The 16,839-nt window shown below is 73.3% G+C and carries 10 protein-coding genes; 6 read left to right on the top strand and 4 right to left on the bottom strand.

Translation table 11 applies throughout. The annotated features are described in order from the left end of the window. Nucleotides 1-110 precede the first annotated feature (110 nt). The 5 genes from ACZ45T_RS17590 to ACZ45T_RS17610 all read left to right on the top strand — a co-directional run bounded on the left by ACZ45T_RS17590 (nt 111) and on the right by ACZ45T_RS17610 (nt 7,714). On the top strand, nt 111-938 hold the full coding sequence (locus tag ACZ45T_RS17590) for an FAD binding domain-containing protein (RefSeq protein WP_468442142.1): 828 nt from the start codon (nt 111-113) through the stop codon (nt 936-938). Then, on the top strand, nt 935-3,658 hold the full coding sequence (locus tag ACZ45T_RS17595; RefSeq protein ID WP_468442144.1) for a molybdopterin-dependent oxidoreductase: 2,724 nt from the start codon (nt 935-937) through the stop codon (nt 3,656-3,658). The genes ACZ45T_RS17590 and ACZ45T_RS17595 overlap by 4 nt, the downstream gene beginning before the upstream one ends. 4 nt (nt 3,659-3,662) lie before the next feature. Next, on the top strand, nt 3,663-4,634 hold the full coding sequence (locus tag ACZ45T_RS17600; protein WP_468442146.1) for an antibiotic biosynthesis monooxygenase: 972 nt from the start codon (nt 3,663-3,665) through the stop codon (nt 4,632-4,634). Between the two features lie 75 nt (nt 4,635-4,709). Then, on the top strand, nt 4,710-7,217 hold the full coding sequence (locus ACZ45T_RS17605; RefSeq protein WP_468442148.1) for an MDR family MFS transporter: 2,508 nt from the start codon (nt 4,710-4,712) through the stop codon (nt 7,215-7,217). 239 nt (nt 7,218-7,456) lie between these two features. After that, entirely contained in the window at nt 7,457-7,714 is a 258-nt protein-coding gene (locus ACZ45T_RS17610) for a hypothetical protein (protein WP_468442150.1), read from the top strand. Here ACZ45T_RS17610 and ACZ45T_RS17615 read toward each other — a convergent pair. From ACZ45T_RS17615 to ACZ45T_RS17630, 4 genes are all read right to left on the bottom strand, one after another. Continuing rightward, nucleotides 7,686-8,516: a VOC family protein gene (locus tag ACZ45T_RS17615; protein ID WP_468442152.1), complete on the bottom strand. Its 831-nt coding sequence runs from the start codon at nt 8,514-8,516 to the stop codon at nt 7,686-7,688. The two genes, ACZ45T_RS17610 and ACZ45T_RS17615, sit on opposite strands and share 29 nt — an antisense overlap. 107 nt (nt 8,517-8,623) lie before the next feature. Continuing rightward, nucleotides 8,624-9,580 (bottom strand): ABC transporter ATP-binding protein, encoded by a 957-nt coding sequence (locus ACZ45T_RS17620; RefSeq protein ID WP_468442154.1) that lies wholly within the window; start codon nt 9,578-9,580, stop codon nt 8,624-8,626. Beyond that, nucleotides 9,577-12,495: a hypothetical protein gene (locus tag ACZ45T_RS17625; RefSeq protein WP_468442156.1), complete on the bottom strand. Its 2,919-nt coding sequence runs from the start codon at nt 12,493-12,495 to the stop codon at nt 9,577-9,579. Before ACZ45T_RS17625 ends, ACZ45T_RS17620 begins: the two co-directional genes overlap by 4 nt. Further along, nucleotides 12,492-15,830: an FtsX-like permease family protein gene (locus tag ACZ45T_RS17630; RefSeq protein ID WP_468442158.1), complete on the bottom strand. Its 3,339-nt coding sequence runs from the start codon at nt 15,828-15,830 to the stop codon at nt 12,492-12,494. The genes ACZ45T_RS17625 and ACZ45T_RS17630 overlap by 4 nt, the downstream gene beginning before the upstream one ends. 196 nt (nt 15,831-16,026) lie before the next feature. Here ACZ45T_RS17630 and ACZ45T_RS17635 point away from each other — a divergent pair, with 196 nt between their 5' ends. Continuing rightward, nucleotides 16,027-16,821, top strand: a complete 795-nt coding sequence (locus ACZ45T_RS17635; RefSeq protein ID WP_468442160.1) for an ABC transporter ATP-binding protein — start codon at nt 16,027-16,029, stop codon at nt 16,819-16,821. Nucleotides 16,822-16,839: the final 18 nt, after the last annotated feature.

Below are 16,839 nucleotides of genomic sequence, written 5' to 3' on the forward strand. Positions count from 1 at the left end.
TTGGCGGGGCTGTTCTGTTCTGCTATATCCTGGAAAAAGGTTTATGCGCCCAGTGGTCGCTCGGGGTTGCACTGCCTCCAGGCGCATCGTCGTGAGGGAGATCAGCTCCCATGGATCTCAACACCATCACCGAAGTAGTCCGGCGACCGTCCGACCGGCCGGGTGCGGACTGGCGCGAAGGCGACGCCTGGCTCGCGGGCGGAACGTGGCTGTTCTCCGCGGAGCAGCCCGGCCTGCGCCGCCTGATCGACCTGACGGCGTTGCGCTGGGACCCCCTCGTCCCGAGCGACGCGGGCCTGGAAATCGGCGCGACGTGCACCGTCCGCGACCTGTACGCCTTTTCGCCTCCTGCTGATTGGCCCGCGGGCACCCTCATCCGGACGTCCTGCGAGGCGTTCCTGTCCTCCTTCAAGGTCTGGAACGCGGCGACCGTCGGCGGAAACATCTGCATGTCCCTGCCGGCCGGCCCGATGATCACCCTCACGGTCGCGCTGGAGGCACGGTACGAGCTGTGGGCCCCCGACGGGTCCGTGCGCACCGTCGACGCCCTCGACTTCGTGACCGGGAACAACCGCAACATCCTCGCCCCCGGGGAGATACTGCGCCGCATCGACGTTCCGGCGCACGCCCTGAGCAAGCGCGCCGCGCACCGCCGCTTCACGCTGACCCGCCTCGGCCGGTCGACCGTCTTCCTCATCGGTACGCACGCGCCCGGAACGGGCAACCTGCTGCTCACCGTCACCGCCGGCACCACGCGGCCGGTGCGGTTCGCCTTCGACACCATGCCCGATGCCCCCACGCTGCGGCAGAGCATCGACGCCATCCCCGCCGACGTCTGGTTCGCCGACCCCAACGGCACCCCCGACCACCGTCGCCACCTGACGGAGCACTTCGCCGAGGAGATCCGCCGCGAACTCATGGCCGGAGGTCCGGCATGACGTACACCGTGAACGGCAAGAGCTTCGGCGAAGAACCGCGACCCGGTCAGTGCCTGCGCACCTTCCTCCGCGAACTCGGCCACTACGGCGTCAAGAAGGGGTGCGACGCGGGCGACTGCGGCGCGTGCACGGTGTGGCTGGACGGCGAACCGGTCCACAGCTGCATCACTCCCGCCTTCCGCGCGGACGGTCGCAAGGTGACGACGATCGAGGGGCTCGGAGCACCCGGCGGCCTCCATCCGGTGCAGCGACAGTTCCGCGATGCGCCCGGTTTCCAGTGCGGCTTCTGCACCGCAGGGATGATCATGACCTCGGCGACCTTCACCGAGGCCCAGAAGGCGGACCTGCCACGGGCGTTGAAGGGCAACCTCTGCCGCTGCACGGGCTATCGGGCGATCGAGGACGCCGTGAAGGGTGTCGTCGGCGTGGAGAGCGCCGCACCGGGAAAGGCCGTCGGGACGAGCGTCGGGGCGCCGGCGGCCGACGACATTGTGACCGGTCGCGCCGAGTTCACCATGGACACCCGTATGGAGGGCATGCTGCACCTCAAGGTGCTGCACTCGCCGCACGCCCACGCCCGGATCGTCTCGATCGACAAGACCGCCGCGCTCGCCGTCCCCGGGGTGCATCGCGTCTACACCTGGGAAGACGTGCCGCCCAAGCGCTTCACCACGGCGATCCACACCGACCATCTCGTCGATCCGGACGACACCTTCATCCTCGACGACACGGTCCGCTTCGTCGGCCAGCGCGTCGCCGCGGTCCTCGCCGACACGGTCGGGGCCGCGGAGGAGGGCTGCCGAAGACTCGTCGTCGAATACGAGGTGCTGCCGGCGGTGTTCGACCCCGAAGAGGCCATGGCCGACGGGGCGCCACAGCTGCACGGCGCGGGCAACGATCCCTTCGCCCGCGACCCCCTCCACAACATCCTGCTCGAGATCCACTCGCACATCGGCGACGTCGACGCCGGGTTCGCCGAAGCCGACGTGATCCACGAAGGCACGTACGCCTCACCGCGCGTACAGCACGCGCACCTCGAAACACACGGCTCGATCGCCTGGATGGAGGACGGCCGGCTCAACGTCCGCACCAGCTCGCAGTCGCCGTCGATCGCGAAGGTCAAACTCGCCTACCTGTTCGCGCTGCGCCCGGACCAGCTCCGCGTGTTCTGCAAACGGGTCGGCGGCGGCTTCGGCGGCAAACAGGAAGTGATCTCGGAGGATCTGGCCGCACTCGCCACCCTGGACACCGGGCGGCCCGTCAGCTTCGAGTACACCCGCGAGGAGGAGTTCACCACGGCCTCGCCGCGGCATCCGATGACCCTCACGGTCAAGCTGGGCGCCAAGGCGGACGGCACGCTCACGGCGTTCCAGATCCGCAACGTGTCGAACACGGGCGCCTACGGCAACCACGGCGGCGAAACGCTGTACGCGGGCGGCTCGGCCGTCATGATCTACCGCTGCCCCAACAAGAAGTACGACGCGTACTCCGTCTACACGAACACCGTTCCGAGCGGAGCCCTGCGCGGTTACGGGATGACGCAGCCGGCCTTCGCCGTGGAATCGGCGATGCACGAACTGGCACTCGCCCTGCACCTCGATCCGCTCGAACTGCGACGACGCAACATCGTGCGACCGGGCGATCCGCTCATCGCCCTGCACGAAGGCCCCGACGACGTGATGTTCACCGAGGAAGGGCTCGCGAAGTGCATCGATCTCGTGGACGCGGCGATGGCCCGTACGGCCGATCAGCCGTCCCCCGGCCCCGGGTGGCTCCTCGGGAGCGGCGTCGCGAGCTCACTGCACGAGACCGCGCCTCCCACCGAGCACATCTCCGAGGCCTGGGTCACCCTCGGCGACGACCTCATCTACGAACTGGCCGTCGGAACGGTCGAATTCGGCGAGGGGACGTCGACCGCCCACGTCCAGATCGCGGCCAACCAGCTGGGCACGACGCCCTCACGTATCCGGCTGGTGCAGTCCGACACCGACCGCACGGGATTCGATACCGGCGCCTTCGCGAGCGCGGGTCTCTTCGTATCGGGCAACGCGGTACTCCGCGCGGCCAACGCCGTGCGCGACCGCATCCTGGAATTCGCCGCCGCGCACACGGGCATCCACGTCGTGATGTGCTCGATGGAAGACGGGGGCGTCGTCTGCGGCGACCGGCGCGTGTCGTTGGCCGAGCTCGTCGCATTGGCCCGGGCGCGCGGAATCCGGTTCACCGCCGCCCGCAAGGCCTACGGTTCACCCCGCAGCGTCACCTCCAACACGCAGGGTTTCCGGATCGCCGTCCATCAGGTGACCGGTGAGATCCGCATCCTCTACAGCGTCCAGGCGACGGACGCCGCGGTGGTCATCAACCCCGAGCAGGTCCGCGGGCAGGTGGAAGGCGGTGTGGCCCAGGGAATCGGCTTCACCTTGACCGAGAACTTCCAGGTCGACGCGAACGGCGTCATGGCCAACCCGAACCTCCGCAACTACCGCATCCCCACCTACGCCGATGTCCCCCGCACCGAGGTGCTCCTGGTGGACTCGACGGACTCCTTCGGGCCCATGCGGTCGAAGGGGATGGCGGAATGCTGCATCAACCCGGTGGCCCCCGCGTTGGCGAACGCGCTCCACGATGCCACGGGCGTCCGCTACCGCGCCCTGCCCCTGACCCCGGAGCGGATCTACGGCCGGCTGGGCGAAAGCCGGACGGCGCGGACGACGGCCTGATCCCGTGAACACCAAGAAGTTCGAAGACGCGGCGGCAACGGCCATCATCGGCCAGAAGATCCTGCCCGGAGCGGAGCAGGAGTACGAGATGTGGCAGGAGGACGTCAACGCCGCCGCCGCGCACTACCCCGGGTTCCTGGGCGCCGAGAACTCCCCGGCGACACCCCTGCAACCCGACTGGGTCGTCGTGTACCGGTTCGACTCGATAGCCCATCTGCAAGCGTGGATCAACAGCGCGACCAGGCAGGGCTTCCTCGACAGGGGGCGAAGGTACTTCGACGGTCCCGCGACCCAGCAGGTGGTCAGCGGTGGCACCCAGCCGACGGATCCGCTGGTGACCGTCGTGGTCACCCACCGCGTCCACCCCGACCAGATCGGGGAATTCCTCGACTGGCAGCGCCGCATGAGCCAGGAGGAGGAGAAGTTCGAAGGATTCCGCGGTACCGAGATCTTCCGCCCCATCGAGGGGCTCCAGGACGAATGGACCACGCTGTACCGCTACGACAGCGCCGAGCACCTCGATGCCTGGCTGACATCGGCCAAACGGCAGGAACTCCTCACCGAGGGCGAGAAGTTCGACGACTTCAAACTGCGCACGATCGACAACTCGTTCGGAAGCTGGTTCGCCTTCGACCAGCACGGCAAGGAGGCGCCGCCCCCCTCGGAGACCAAGACCTCCATCGCGATCTGGGTCGGCCTGTACCCGACCGTCGTCCTGCTGTCGCTCGCCCTGCATCCGCTGGGGATGCCGTTCTGGCTCGGACTGCTCGTGGGCAACCTGCTGTCGAGCTTCCTGATGAGCTTCCTCACGATGCCGTACTACGTGAACCCGCTCCTCAAACGCTGGCTGCGGCCGGCCCCGGACGAGCCGAAGGCGAGGACCAACCTCGTCGGCCTCGGCATCGTCGCCGCGGCGATGGTGTTCTGGGCCGTCGTCTTCTACGTGGTCACGATCCGGATCTGGACGCTGCCCTGACCGGCTGCGACCCTCGGAGCAGTCGTTTCGCCCAATGGCCCTGTGGTAGTTGGATAGTTGGACTATCCTTCCTCCGTGGACCAGCTGATCACTGAAGACCCGACCCGCATAGGCCCGTACCGTTTGATCGCCCGGCTGGGCGCGGGCGGGATGGGCCTGGTCTATCTGGGGCGTTCCGAGGGCGGACGGACCGTGGCCGTGAAGGTCGTGCAGGCCGAGTACGCCGGGAACACCGAGTTCCGCAAGCGCTTCGCCCGTGAAGTGGCCGCCGCGCGGCGGGCGGGCGGGAGCTGGACGGCCGCCGTGCTCGATGCCGACCCCGAGGCCGCCGTACCGTGGGTGGCGACCCAGTACATACCGGGGCCCGACCTGCACGCCGTGGTCGCCGAGGACTTCGGGCCGCTGCCCGAGCATGCGGTCCACACCCTGGCCAACCGCCTCGCCCTCGCCCTGCAGGCCGTGCACGAGGCGGGCCTGATCCATCGCGACCTCAAGCCGTCCAACGTCCTCGTCACCGTCGACGGCCCCCGCGTCATCGACTTCGGCATTGCACGGGCGATGGACAGCCTCGCCGGGGACAGTCTGCACACCCACACCGGCATGCTGATCGGCTCCGCCGGCTTCATGTCGCCGGAACAGGTCCGCGGGCTCGAACTCACGCCTGCCAGCGACGTCTTCTGCCTGGGCGCCGTCCTCGTCTACGCCGCCACCGGGCGCCTCCTCTTCGGCGCCGCCGACACCGGGCTCAACGCCCACCTCTTCCGCGTGGCCGAGGAGGAGGCGGACCTGACCGGCGTACCGGAGTCGCTGGTCGACCTCGTACGCGCGTGCCTGGAGAAGGACCCGGCCAAGAGGCCCACCCCCGAACAGGTGGCCGCGCGCACGGCGCAGGATCAGGCGGGGGAGTGGCTGCCGGGCGCGGTGCTGGCGCAACTGGGGCGCCATGCCGCCCGGTTGCTGGACTACGCCCCGGAAGCGCCTGCCGCACAGCCGAGTCCGGGTGCCCCGCCCGCACAGCCCGAGCTGCAGCCCGTGTCGCAGCCCCGGTCGCAGCCGCTGCCCCCGCCGGTGGCCCCCGCGTACGCCCCGACCACCCCGGCGCACTTCGGCCCCGCGCAGGGATTCGGACCGCCCCCGGGACCGCCGCCCGGCGCACCGTTCGCGCACGCGCGGCGTTGGTGGGCCCTGGCGGTGATCGCCCTGGCGCAGCTGCTGGTGCTGATCGAAGCGATGAACTACAACGTCCTGGCGCCGATGCTCCAGGCCGACCTGCACCTTTCCGACAACGATCTGGGCCTGCCGTTCCGGGCCGATCTGCTCGCCTTCGGCAGTCTGCTGCTGCTCGGCGGGCACATCGCGGACCTCGTCGGGCCCAAGCGGACCCTGGTCATCGGCCTGGTCGGATCCGCGTCGGCCTCCGCGCTCGGCGGCTCGGCCGGCGATTCCACCACGCTGATCTGCGCCCGCGCCCTGACGGGCGTCTTCGCCGCGCTGGTGACACCGTCCGCACTGTCCCTGGTGGCCACCGGCTTCACCGACCCGAAGGACCGTGGCAGGGCCTTCGGGGTCTACGCCGCGGTCGCCGCCGGCGGCTCGGCCCTCGGGCTGCTGACGGGCGGATTGCTCACGGAGGGGCTGGACTGGCGATGGTCCCTGTACGCCGCCATCCCCATCGCCGTGATCGCCCTGACCGGCGCGCTCATCGTGCTGCGCGACGGCCCGGACCGCAGCGGCGCCCGCCTCGACGTGCCCGGCGTGCTGCTCGGCACCGGCGGGCTCGGGGCCCTCACCTACGGCCTCATCGAGGCCGAGCCGCGCGACTGGGGCACCCCACTTGTCCTGGTCCTGCTCGTGGTCGGAGCCGTCCTGCTCGTGGCCTTCCTGCGGCGGCAGGCCCGGACGTCGAGTCCGTTCCTCCAGCCGTCGCCCGTCACGGTCCGCGACCGCGTCGGCTGCTTCCTCACCGTGCTCCTCGTCGGCGCCGGCATCGCCGCCTCGCTCCCGGCCGTGACCTTCCACGTGGGGTACGTCCGCGGCTACGGCCCCGTCATGACCGGGGTGCTCTTCCTGCCCATGGTCGCCGCAGCCGTCATCGGCTCCACCCAGGTCTCCGCCCGCCTGCTGCCCCGCGTCGCGCCCCGCGTCCTGATCGTGGCGGGCCTGGTGACCACGGCTCTCGGGCTGCTGCTCCTGACCGGCCTCGAACCCGGCGGCGCCTACGGGACCCAGGTACTGCCCGGCATGCTCCTCATCGGCTTCGGCACCGGCCTGGCCTTCACGCCGGTCTTCGCCACCGCGACCGCCGCGATCGCCCCGCAGCGCGCCGGTGTGGCCTCGGCGGCCGTCGCCGCGGCCCAGCACGTGGGCGGCGCGTTCGGCGCGGCGCTGCTCACCAGTCTCATCACCGGCCGACTGCGCGGGTGGCTGCCCGACACGGTGAACCGAGATCTGCTGCGCGCCTACACCGACGGCCTCTGGTGGTCGCTCGCCGGCATGCTCCTCGCCGCCCTCGTCGCCGGCCTCACGATCACCGCCAAGGCGCCCCGGGACGACGTACCGCCGGTGCCCGCGGCAGGTTGGTGAGCTGAAGGAGGCCGTCGTCCCGCGTTCCGGACGACGGCCTCCCGGGCAGCCCACGCGCCAACGTGAATGCTGCCCGAGATCCCCGCTCCGTACGGTTGCAGCCAGTAGTAGCCAGGGGATGTCCGGTTGCCTGGGCAACCAGCCCCGCCAGCCTCCCCCTTCGCGCCCCGGATCTCAACCCGGTGTGAACGCGGATGAGCCAAAACGCCCCGTCGCCACGCCTGCCCCGGTGAGCTCAGGTGGCCCTGTGGAACAGAAGTGAGCAGTTCAGCCTCCTCGAATACTCCCCGAGGGACGTCTGCGCGGCCGTGCCCTTGAGGCTTCCCGGCTTCACGTCGAGCATCGCGCTGTCCCTGCCCGTGTCGCAGTCCCGGCGCCTGGCGTCGGCGGCGGACGTGCTGGGCAAGCGCGCCGACGGCCTCCTCCTCGGCCTCCTCCTCACCGCCGACCTCCCGGGCGGCGCCGACGTCACGCGGAGGGCGACTGGTCGAGGGTGAAGAGGCCGCCGTCCGGATCGCACACCGTCGTGCGCTGCTTCCCACCAGCCCACCCGGCGGGGTCCGGGACGTCCGGGACGATGCTGCCGCCGTGCTCGACGACCGCCGCCCGTGCCGCCTTCAGATCCGGGACCCTGAAATGGACCAGCCAGCGGGGCCGTAGCTGGGGCCGCTCGGCGGCCGCCTCGACCGGGCCGCTGTTCAAGCGCGCGACGGCCCGGCCGTCGCCGCGCCGCAGGACGACCTGGTCCTCCTCGTAGGAGACCTCGCAGCCTCCGGCGTCCTCGTCCTCGTCCTCGGCCGTGTTCGCGTTCGCGGCCCACTCCAGGACCTCGCCGTAGAAGACGGCCGCGTCGAAGGCGTCGCGCGTGAGCAGTTCCACCCAAGCGGGTGCCCGCCCCTCACCGGCGCGCCACTCGGACAGCACCTCTCCCTCCCAGATGCCGAAGGCCGCACTCTCGGGGTCGGTGGCGAGGGCCGCCCGGCCGCGCGGCGGATAGGACACCGGCCCCACCCCGACCGTGCCCCCGCGCTCGCGGACCCTGGCCACGGCCGCATCGGCGTCGTCGACCGCGAAGTACACCGTCCATGCCACGGGTGCGGCCAGTTCCCCGGCCATCGCTCCGATCCCCGCCACCGCCACGCCGTCCAGCTCGGCCACCGAGGAGGCCCGTCCGAACACGCCCCGCCGGAAGGTCCAGCCCAGCACCGCCCCGTAGAAGCGCTCCGCGGCCTGAAGATCGCGTGCCATCAGACTCAGCCAGCACGGCGCACCCAGCACGTCCGCTGCCACGAGCACCATGGCAGCCTCCTTTCGCCACCGCACTGCGCGAAGCGATGCGATGCCCACTGCCCCGTACCCGGCGTCTGCCCCGTGTCGGCGGGCCCATGCGTGCGGCGTGGGAGCCCTCAGCTCCGGTCCGGGCGCAGCTCGATGCGGTCCGGGGCCAGGTCGACCGCCACGCGGTGCTCCATGCCCAGGGCCTCCAGGAACTTCGGGGGGAGCTGGACGCGCCCGGAGCGGTCCAGGACGACGTACTCGCGTTCGCTGATCGATTCCTCGCCGTGCTCGTCGGTGACCAGGCGGCGCAGGACCTCGCTGCTCGTGCGGCCGTCGCGGATCGCCACCGTGCGGCGGACCTCGCCCGCCACCATGGGGTCGTGCGTCACGATGACGACCGTCACGCCCAGCTCCTTGTTCACCGTGCGGAAGGTCTCGAAGACCGCCGCGGCCGTCTCCGAGTCCAGTTCGCCGGTGGGTTCGTCGGCCAGCAGCACCTTGGGGTCGTTCGCCATCGCCACGGCGATCGCGACGCGCTGCTGCTGGCCGCCGGACAGTTCCGCCGGGCGCCGGTGCGCCAGGTCACCGATCCCGAGGGCGTCCAGGATCTCCGCGACGCGGGCGGAGCGCCGTGCGCCCGCGCCGCGCCGCGGGCCGTCACCCTTCAACTGCATGGGCAGGGCGACGTTCTGGGCGGCCGTCAGGAACGGCAGCAGGTTGCGGGCCGTCTGCTGGAAGACGAACCCGACCGCTTCGCGCCGGTAGCGCAGCCGGTCCCGCGCCGACAGTTCCAGCAGGTCGTAGCCGGCGACCGCCGCGCTGCCCGCCGTCGGCACGTCCAGGCCCGCCAGGATGTTCAGGAGGGTGGACTTGCCACTGCCCGAGGCGCCCACGAGGGCCACCAGGTCGCCCTGCGCGACCGTCAGCTCCAGGCCCTGGAGGGCCTGTACCTCGATCCCGTCCGTACTGAAGATCCGCACCAGGCGGTCGCAGGCGATCGCGGCGTCCACCGCCGTGGTGCGGGGCTCCGCGGCGGCCGTCGCCCGGCGGCGCAGCTCCTCGTACGTCGGCTGGTCGCTGTTCAACGCTGGTCTCCCGCTCTCAACTCGGTGGTGATCTGCCGTCGCCCGGATGTCGCCGCCTCGACGAGCACGGCCGCGGCGACCAGGGCGGCCAGGCCCAGGGCCTGGGTCAGTACGGGCCCCGCCGTGAGCCGTACACCGGTCGGCACGCTCGTGCCGACCAGCGTGGACAGGTCCATCGCCGGTCCCAGCAACGCCACCGCGGCCGCCGCCACCAGGGCCCCGCCCAGTGCCGCGGCCACGGTCTGCGGCAAGGTCTCGGCGAGGATCAGCGCCACGCCCTGGCGACGGCGCAGCCCCATGGTGCGCAGCCGGGCCAGCAGCGCCGCACGTTCGGGGACGGTCCGCATCAGCGTCAGCAGTACGGCCAGCAGCGCGAAGCCGGCCGCTCCGGCCACGGAGGCCCAGAAGAGCCGCTGTGCCGACCGCTGAAGCGGATCGGAGCCCAGCTCGGCGACGACCTCGGCGCTGGTGCGCACGGGATACACCTCGTCGGCCGGTTGCGTCCCGGGAGCCGGGGCCGGGTCCTGGCCTCCGGCCGGGGCCGCGGGCGAAGGGGACGGGGACGCCGACGCCGACGCCGACGCCGACGGGGAAGCGGACGCCGCCGGGAGAGCGGAGCGGACCAGCTCGCGCAGCCGGTCGCCGTCGACGGACCCGAGGCCGAACCACCGGTTCGGGCGGTCGGCGCCGCTGATGAGGGCCGCCGCGCGGCTCGCGGGCAGGACGACGGTCGCGGCGTCCGCGGCCGCAACCGCCGGAGTGCAGTCGATCACGGCGGTGCCCCGGACCCGCACCTCGCCGCCGTTGCCGGGCTGGAGCGTGAAGGTTCCCGAGCCGCCCAGCCGTGCCAGGCCGGAGCTGAACAGCGCGGGCACCGGGGCGTCCGCGGGCTCCCCGCCGGCCGTGGCGAGCAGGGCGGGGTCGAAGGGTCCGCAGCCGAGGACGCGGGACAGTTCCGCGTACGCTCCCGGCTCGACGACGATCAGGTTGACCTGGCTGGAGCGCTGGACGGTGCCGACGAGGGCGGAGTCGTGGTCGATCCACAGCGGCACGGACGTCCGTACGCCCGGCAGTTCGCCCGCGGCCTTCGCGAGGCCCTCCGGGAGCTCCGCCTTGCCGAAGGCGGAGATCGCCGCGTCGCCCCCGACGGTCAGCCGGGCGACACCGAGCCGGTTCGAGTCCACGGACTGCAGGACGGCGGCTCCGAACCCCCCGGTGGTGATGGCGAGGAGCAGGGCGACCATCGGCAGGACGGAGGGGCCCGAGCGGCCGGTGCCCCGGGCCCCGGAACCGCGCGCGGCCCGGGCCAGTCCGAGGAAGCCGACCAGTCCGGAGCGGCGGGCGGCCGCCCGTGCGAGCCACCCGGTCACCACCGGCAGGAGCCGGGCCAGCAGCAGCCCCCCGCACAGTGCGAGCAGCAGCGGGGACGCGATGAGCAGCGGGTCCGGGTCGCTGCCGGCCGGGGCGACCCCGCGGCGGCGGACCTCCAGCACGGCGGCGGCCGTGGCGGCGAGGACGAGCAGCTCGGCCACGGGCCGCCGCCAGCGCCCGGCGGGGCGGGGCGGGGTCAGCAGCACGGCAGCCCGTACGGGGAAGGCCAGTAGCGCGAGCAGTGCGACGGTCGCGGCCGATATGAGCGCGGGGGCGAGCCGTGGTGTGGGCAGCAGGAGTACGGCGAGCGCGGTGGCGGCCGCGGCGGCCGGGAGGACCGTGACGGCGCCTTCCCCGAGGAGCCGGCCGACGATGGCGGAGCGGGAGCCGCCGCGGGCCAGCAGCAGCCGCAGTTCGGCGTCCCGCCGGTCCGCGGCGAGCGCGCCGGCGAGGCAGAGGACGACGAAGGCGACCCCGCCGACCCCGGCGGGCCCGATCAGCGCGAGGGGCGCCGCCGCCTGTCTGCGGTCGTGGGCCTGCTCGAACAGTTCGGGCAGCCACGAGGTGGTCCGTATCCGCTCGCGGCGGGTCTCGAAGGCGATGGCGGCGGCGGTGGGGCCGGCGACGTAGGAGGCGATCTCCTCTTTCGTGGCGTCGAGCCGGTCGGCCCGCAGCCGGCCGACCTCGACCGGGAGGCGCCAGAAGTCCTCGGCGTTGTGGCCCCAGAGGTCCATCCGGTCGAGGTCGCCGGCCCCCATCAGGGCGTCGGCCTCCCACAGGTAGCTCTCCCCGACGAACGTCTTGCAGGCGCGCGGGAGGCAGTCCAGGTTCACCCAGAAGTCCTCGGTCTCGTCCGTGACCGAGTAGAGGCCCACGACCTCCACGGACGGCGTGCCGTCGATCAGGGGTGCGCTCTTGAGGACGGAGCCCACGCGGGCGCCGATGGTGGCCGCGGCCTCCCGCGACAGGACGACCTGGAGCGGCGGCTCGTACGCGGCGGCTCCGGTGGGCCGGGGGGCGTCGCTCGGCCAGCGCCCCTCCACCAGCTTCACGTGATCCTGCGCCTGCTGGATGTACAGCAAGGACATCTTGGGCGGGAGGCGGTGCGGGCGGGACAGTTCCGGATTCAGCAGAGGCTGCCGCTTGGTGGTCCGCGTGCCGTGGACGACCGTGTCGGCGTCGACGTGGAAGGTGTTCCCGGTACGGGCGAGGAGGCTCTTCAGCGTCCGGTCCAGGGCCTGGGCACTCTGCCCGGACGGCGGTGCCTCCGCGGTCACCTGAAGGCTGGTGCGGGTCGACCCGCTGTGGTCCAGGAAGGACCGGAGGGCCTGGTCGGCGCCCCGGTCCTGGGCCCGGGGCAGTGCGGCGGCGAGCAGGACGGCGACGAACGCCAGCGCGGCGGCGAGCAGGGTGCCGAGCGGAGCCGCGCGCAGCCGGGTCCGGACCCACGGCGCGGGCCGCGGCCCGGACTTCGGGGCGGCGGGCGGCCGCGGGGCAGCGACCGGAGGCGGCGGGGTGCCGGTGGACGGCGGCGGGGTGGTCACATCTCCTCCACGGGGCGCAGCCGGGCGGCGATGTCGCGGCCCCGGGGGCCGCTCAGCGCGGCCGACAGCAGGGGAACGGCGGCGATGGCGGCGGCCGTCAGCAGCGTCTGCCAGAACGGCATGTCCACCCGTACGGGCGGGAACGGCCGCCCGGCGGCGGGTGTCAGCACGACCAGGGGCGCCATCAGATGGACGAGGGCGACACCCAGCGCGGTCCCGACCGCGGTCCCGATGGCGATCAGCACCCCGCCCTCGGCGGCGGACGCCACGGCCAGCGACCGGCGCGGTGTGCCGAGCGCGAGCAGGACCGAGAACTCCCGGCCGCGCACGCGCCGTTCGGCGGCGGTGGCGGTCGCGAAGCCGATGGCCGCCAGGACCGCGCACGCGGCGGCGAGGGCGACCAGCGCGCTCTGCGAGCCGGCGCTCAACGGGTCGTCCAGCAGGCGCGCGGTGATCTCCTCGCGCAGTTGGACGCGCTCGGTCCTGGCCCCCGCGCGCAGTTCGGCCGCCGCGCGGGCCGGGACCGGGTCGGCGGCCGAGGCCGCGGGCAGCCACCACTCGGTGGGCGCGGCCGGCTGCTGACCGGAGGACTCCAGCAGGTACCGGCCGAGCACGCGCAGGTCGACGGCGAGCGCCGTCCGTCCGGCCACGGGGAGGGAGTCCACGGCGGCGGTGATCCGCATCGGGACGGTCGCGCCGTCCAGCGTGACGGGGACCGTCGCGCCCACGGAGGCACCTATGGACCGCAGGTAGCGGGTGGTGGCGATGGCAGGGACCGCGGGGGCGGGCGGCGCCGCGGGCGTCGGGAACAGCACGGCGGTGACACCCTTCTCGGTGCCCGCCCCGCCCCGGTAGCGCAGCCGCAGCAGGTCCGTGGAACCGGCGGGGACCGGGGACGGTACGGGAGCCCGCAGGGAGCCGGGCTTCTCCGCGGGCGCCGACTGCCAGCCGCCCGTGCCCGCGGGGCCGGGCACGGCGACCTGGACGGCGCCGCCGTCCACGGTGTCGGAGACGGCGATGCGCCGCAGGGCCAGTTCGCTGCCGTCGCCCGGGGGACCGCCGTCCCCGGCGTACGAGAGGCGTATCCCCGCCAGCGTCAGCGGAGCCGCGGCCGAACCGACCGGGGCTCCGGTCAGCGCGTCCAGGAGGAAGGGGAGGGTGACGTCGCCGCTGTCGGGCAGCGTGACCGAGGGCGTCCCGTAGGTCGCCCCGAACCGGTCGCGCAGCAGCAGGCTCACGGCCGCCCAGCTCGTTCCGGCGGACCGTACCGTCACGTCGAGGTCGATCCGGCGGGGCGAGCCGGGCAGTGCGACACCGGGGCCCTCCGCGGGGGCGGTGGCCGCTCCCGAGGCGCCGGACCCGGCCGCGGCGTTCGGGGGGTCACCCGCGGCGAGCGGCGCGAACAGCTCCCGCATCGCGCGGCCGTCGCGCAGGTCCGTGCGCAGCGGTACCTGTTCGGCCACCTTGGCGGCGTCCAGCGCGACGAGGTCGGCGACGCCCCCGCCCGGCAGCTGCTGCTCCCGGCGGACCACCGGATTCAGGCGGTCCCCGCCGGGCAGCGCCCCGTAGCGTCCGCCCTGCCCCATCGGGGACATGCTGCTCCCGGAGATCCGCAGGCCGCCGGCGGTCGCGAAGTCGGCCTGGTCGCGCTGGGACGCGGACCAGGCGGTGTGCTGACCGAGCGCCAGGATCCCGCTGGAGACGGCGAGTACGAGCAGCAGCACCGGCCCGGTGGCCCGGCCGGGCCGTCGGGCGAGCTGCCAGCCGAACAGGGCGGGGCCCAGGCTCCGGCCGCGCGCCGCCAGCCGTCCCCCGGCCCGCGCCGCGAACGGCAGCAGCCGCAGGACCAGCAGCGTGCCCGCGCACAGGGCCAGGGCCGGCGCGGCGACCAGGACCGGGTCCACGCCGAGCCCGCCGCCGGGGGCGTCGGGCGCGGGGGCGTCCGTACCCCCGTACTGCGAGAGCTGCTGGTAGCCGAGGACGGCGAGCACCACCACGGCCAGGTCCACTCCGGAACGGGCGGCGCCCGTCACCAGGGCCTGCCTGCTGCCCACGCGGCGCAGTACGGCGGCCGAGGCGCCGCGCAGGACGGAGGGCAGGGTCGTCAGCAGGACACAGGCCAGGGCGCAGCCGGCCGCGACCGGCCACACCAGCCAGGTGTCCGGGATCTCCAGGTGGACCCGTTCGAGCGGTCCGAACCGGCTGAACACGCGCAGCAGGGGCGGGGTCAGCAGCGGTGCCAGGACGGCCGCGGGCAGGGCGAGCAGCAGCGACTCGGCCGCACTCAGCGCGCCGAGACGCCGGCGGGAGGCACCGCGCGCGGTGAGCAGGACGCGCTCCGGCTCCTGGCGGACCGTCAGGATGTGGGAGACGAGGAGCAGCGCGGCGGTCGACAGCACGGCGAGCTGGAGCGCGCCCGCCAGCAGCGTGGACCGGGCGACGCGCATGCCGGAGTCCAGCTCGGCCAGCATCTGCGGCAGTTCGGTGGCGGCGCGGAGCGAGGTGGTGCGTTCGAGGGAGGCTCCCGCGGGGTTCGCCGCGGTCCGGACGGCCTCGGCCTCGGAGGCGCGGATCGTGCGCAGGTCCGGGGTCAGCAGCGTGAGGCGGTAGTCCTGGAGGAGACCGCCCGTCGTGAAGGCGCTGTCGTCCACCAGGAGCGGGCCGTAGGTGGCGAAGGTGTTGCCCTGGATCTCCCGGCCGCCGAGCGGGTCGAGCCGCCAGTACCCGGCGTCCGGATCGGCGGCCCGGTACACGCCGGTGACCAGCACGGTCAGCGGAGGTCCGCCGAACCGGTCGTCCAGCCGGACGGGTGCGGGCAGCGCGGACTCGGCCAGGCCGAGCCGCGCCAGCGCGGCGCGCGGGACGGCCACCTGCGTCGGTGCCGCCGGGGCGCCGGCTCCGGATCCGGCTCCGGCGGCTGCGGCGGCCGGCCCGGGCCACTGGCCGGCGAGCAGGTGTACGTGCTCCCGGCCGAGCGCGGCGAGCAGGGTCAGATCGGCGTCGCGGCCGGAAGCGGCAGCGCCGGGGAGTCCGTACGAACGGCTGCGGGCCACGCTCTCGGCGGTCACCGGAAGCCGTCCGAAGACCTCGTCCGTGAAGGCCCGGACGGACTCGTCGTCCTTGGCGCGGGCGGAGGCGGGGTGGCTGCTGGTGACCACGACGGTGGTCCGGGGTTGTTCCGGGCCGGTCAGCGCCCGCCGCAGCCCTTCCTCCCCCACGCCGCGGGTGAAGGCCGTCAGCGCGGTGAGAGCGGTCGCGGTGATCAGTACGGTGAGCAGTACGGCGACAGCGAGCGGCCATCGCCCGCGCAGTCGGCGCACGACGAAGCCGAGCACGTGTTGAGTTCCTCCCCCGTCCGGACCCTCGGTACCGGATAGCGGACGATGCTGTCAGATTCGGACGATAGAGGGAAGGGTCTTGCGTGATTGGTGTGACAGATGCGCAAATGCGATCAGAAAGTTGCAGAGGCGGGACGCGTGGGACGCGGGCCAGGGCGCTCCGCGCGGACAACACGACGGGGGAGTACAGATCATGAGGGACCATCAGGAACCGGAGTCGGCGGTCGCGGCGGTCGCGGCGATCGCGACGGTCGCGACGGCACGGGAGGGCGACGGCGCGCCGATCGTGGTGGTGGACGACGTGCACCACAGCTTCGGCAGCGGACCGCAGGCCGTCCACGCCCTGCGCGGCGTGTCCTTCGAGGTCCGCCGCGGCGAACTCACCGCCCTCAGGGGCCGGTCGGGCTCCGGCAAGACCACCCTGCTGAACCTCGTCGGCGGCCTCGACACCCCGACCGGCGGCCGGATCACCCTCGACGGCACCGACCTGGCGGCCCTCGACGAGCCGGGCCTGCTCGCCCTGCGCCGCGACCGCATCGGATTCGTCTTCCAGTCCTTCGGCCTGATCCCCGTCCTCACCGCCGCCGAGAACGTCGGCGTACCGATGCGCCTGCGCCGCATCCCCGCCAAGGAGCGCGAGGAACGCGCGCGGACCCTGCTCGCCCTGGTCGGCCTCGCGGACCACGCCGAGCAGCGCCCCGGCGAACTCTCCGGCGGCCAGCAGCAGCGCGTCGCGGTGGCCCGCGCCCTGGCCAACGACCCCGACCTGATCATCGCGGACGAACCCACGGGCCAGCTCGACTCGGAGACCGGCCGCTCGATCATGGAACTGCTGCGCGCGGTGGTGCGCAGCGAGTCGGTCACCATCCTCGTCGCCACCCACGACCCCAACCTGATCGAGCTCGCCGACCGGGTCGTGGAACTGCGCGACGGCCGCATCGTCGGCCCGGCGGATCACGTGGGGAGCACGACGCCGCCGAACGCATGACACCACGTCAGGCTCGTC

It is taken from the genome of Streptomyces sp. NPDC030995 (assembly GCF_055571215.1).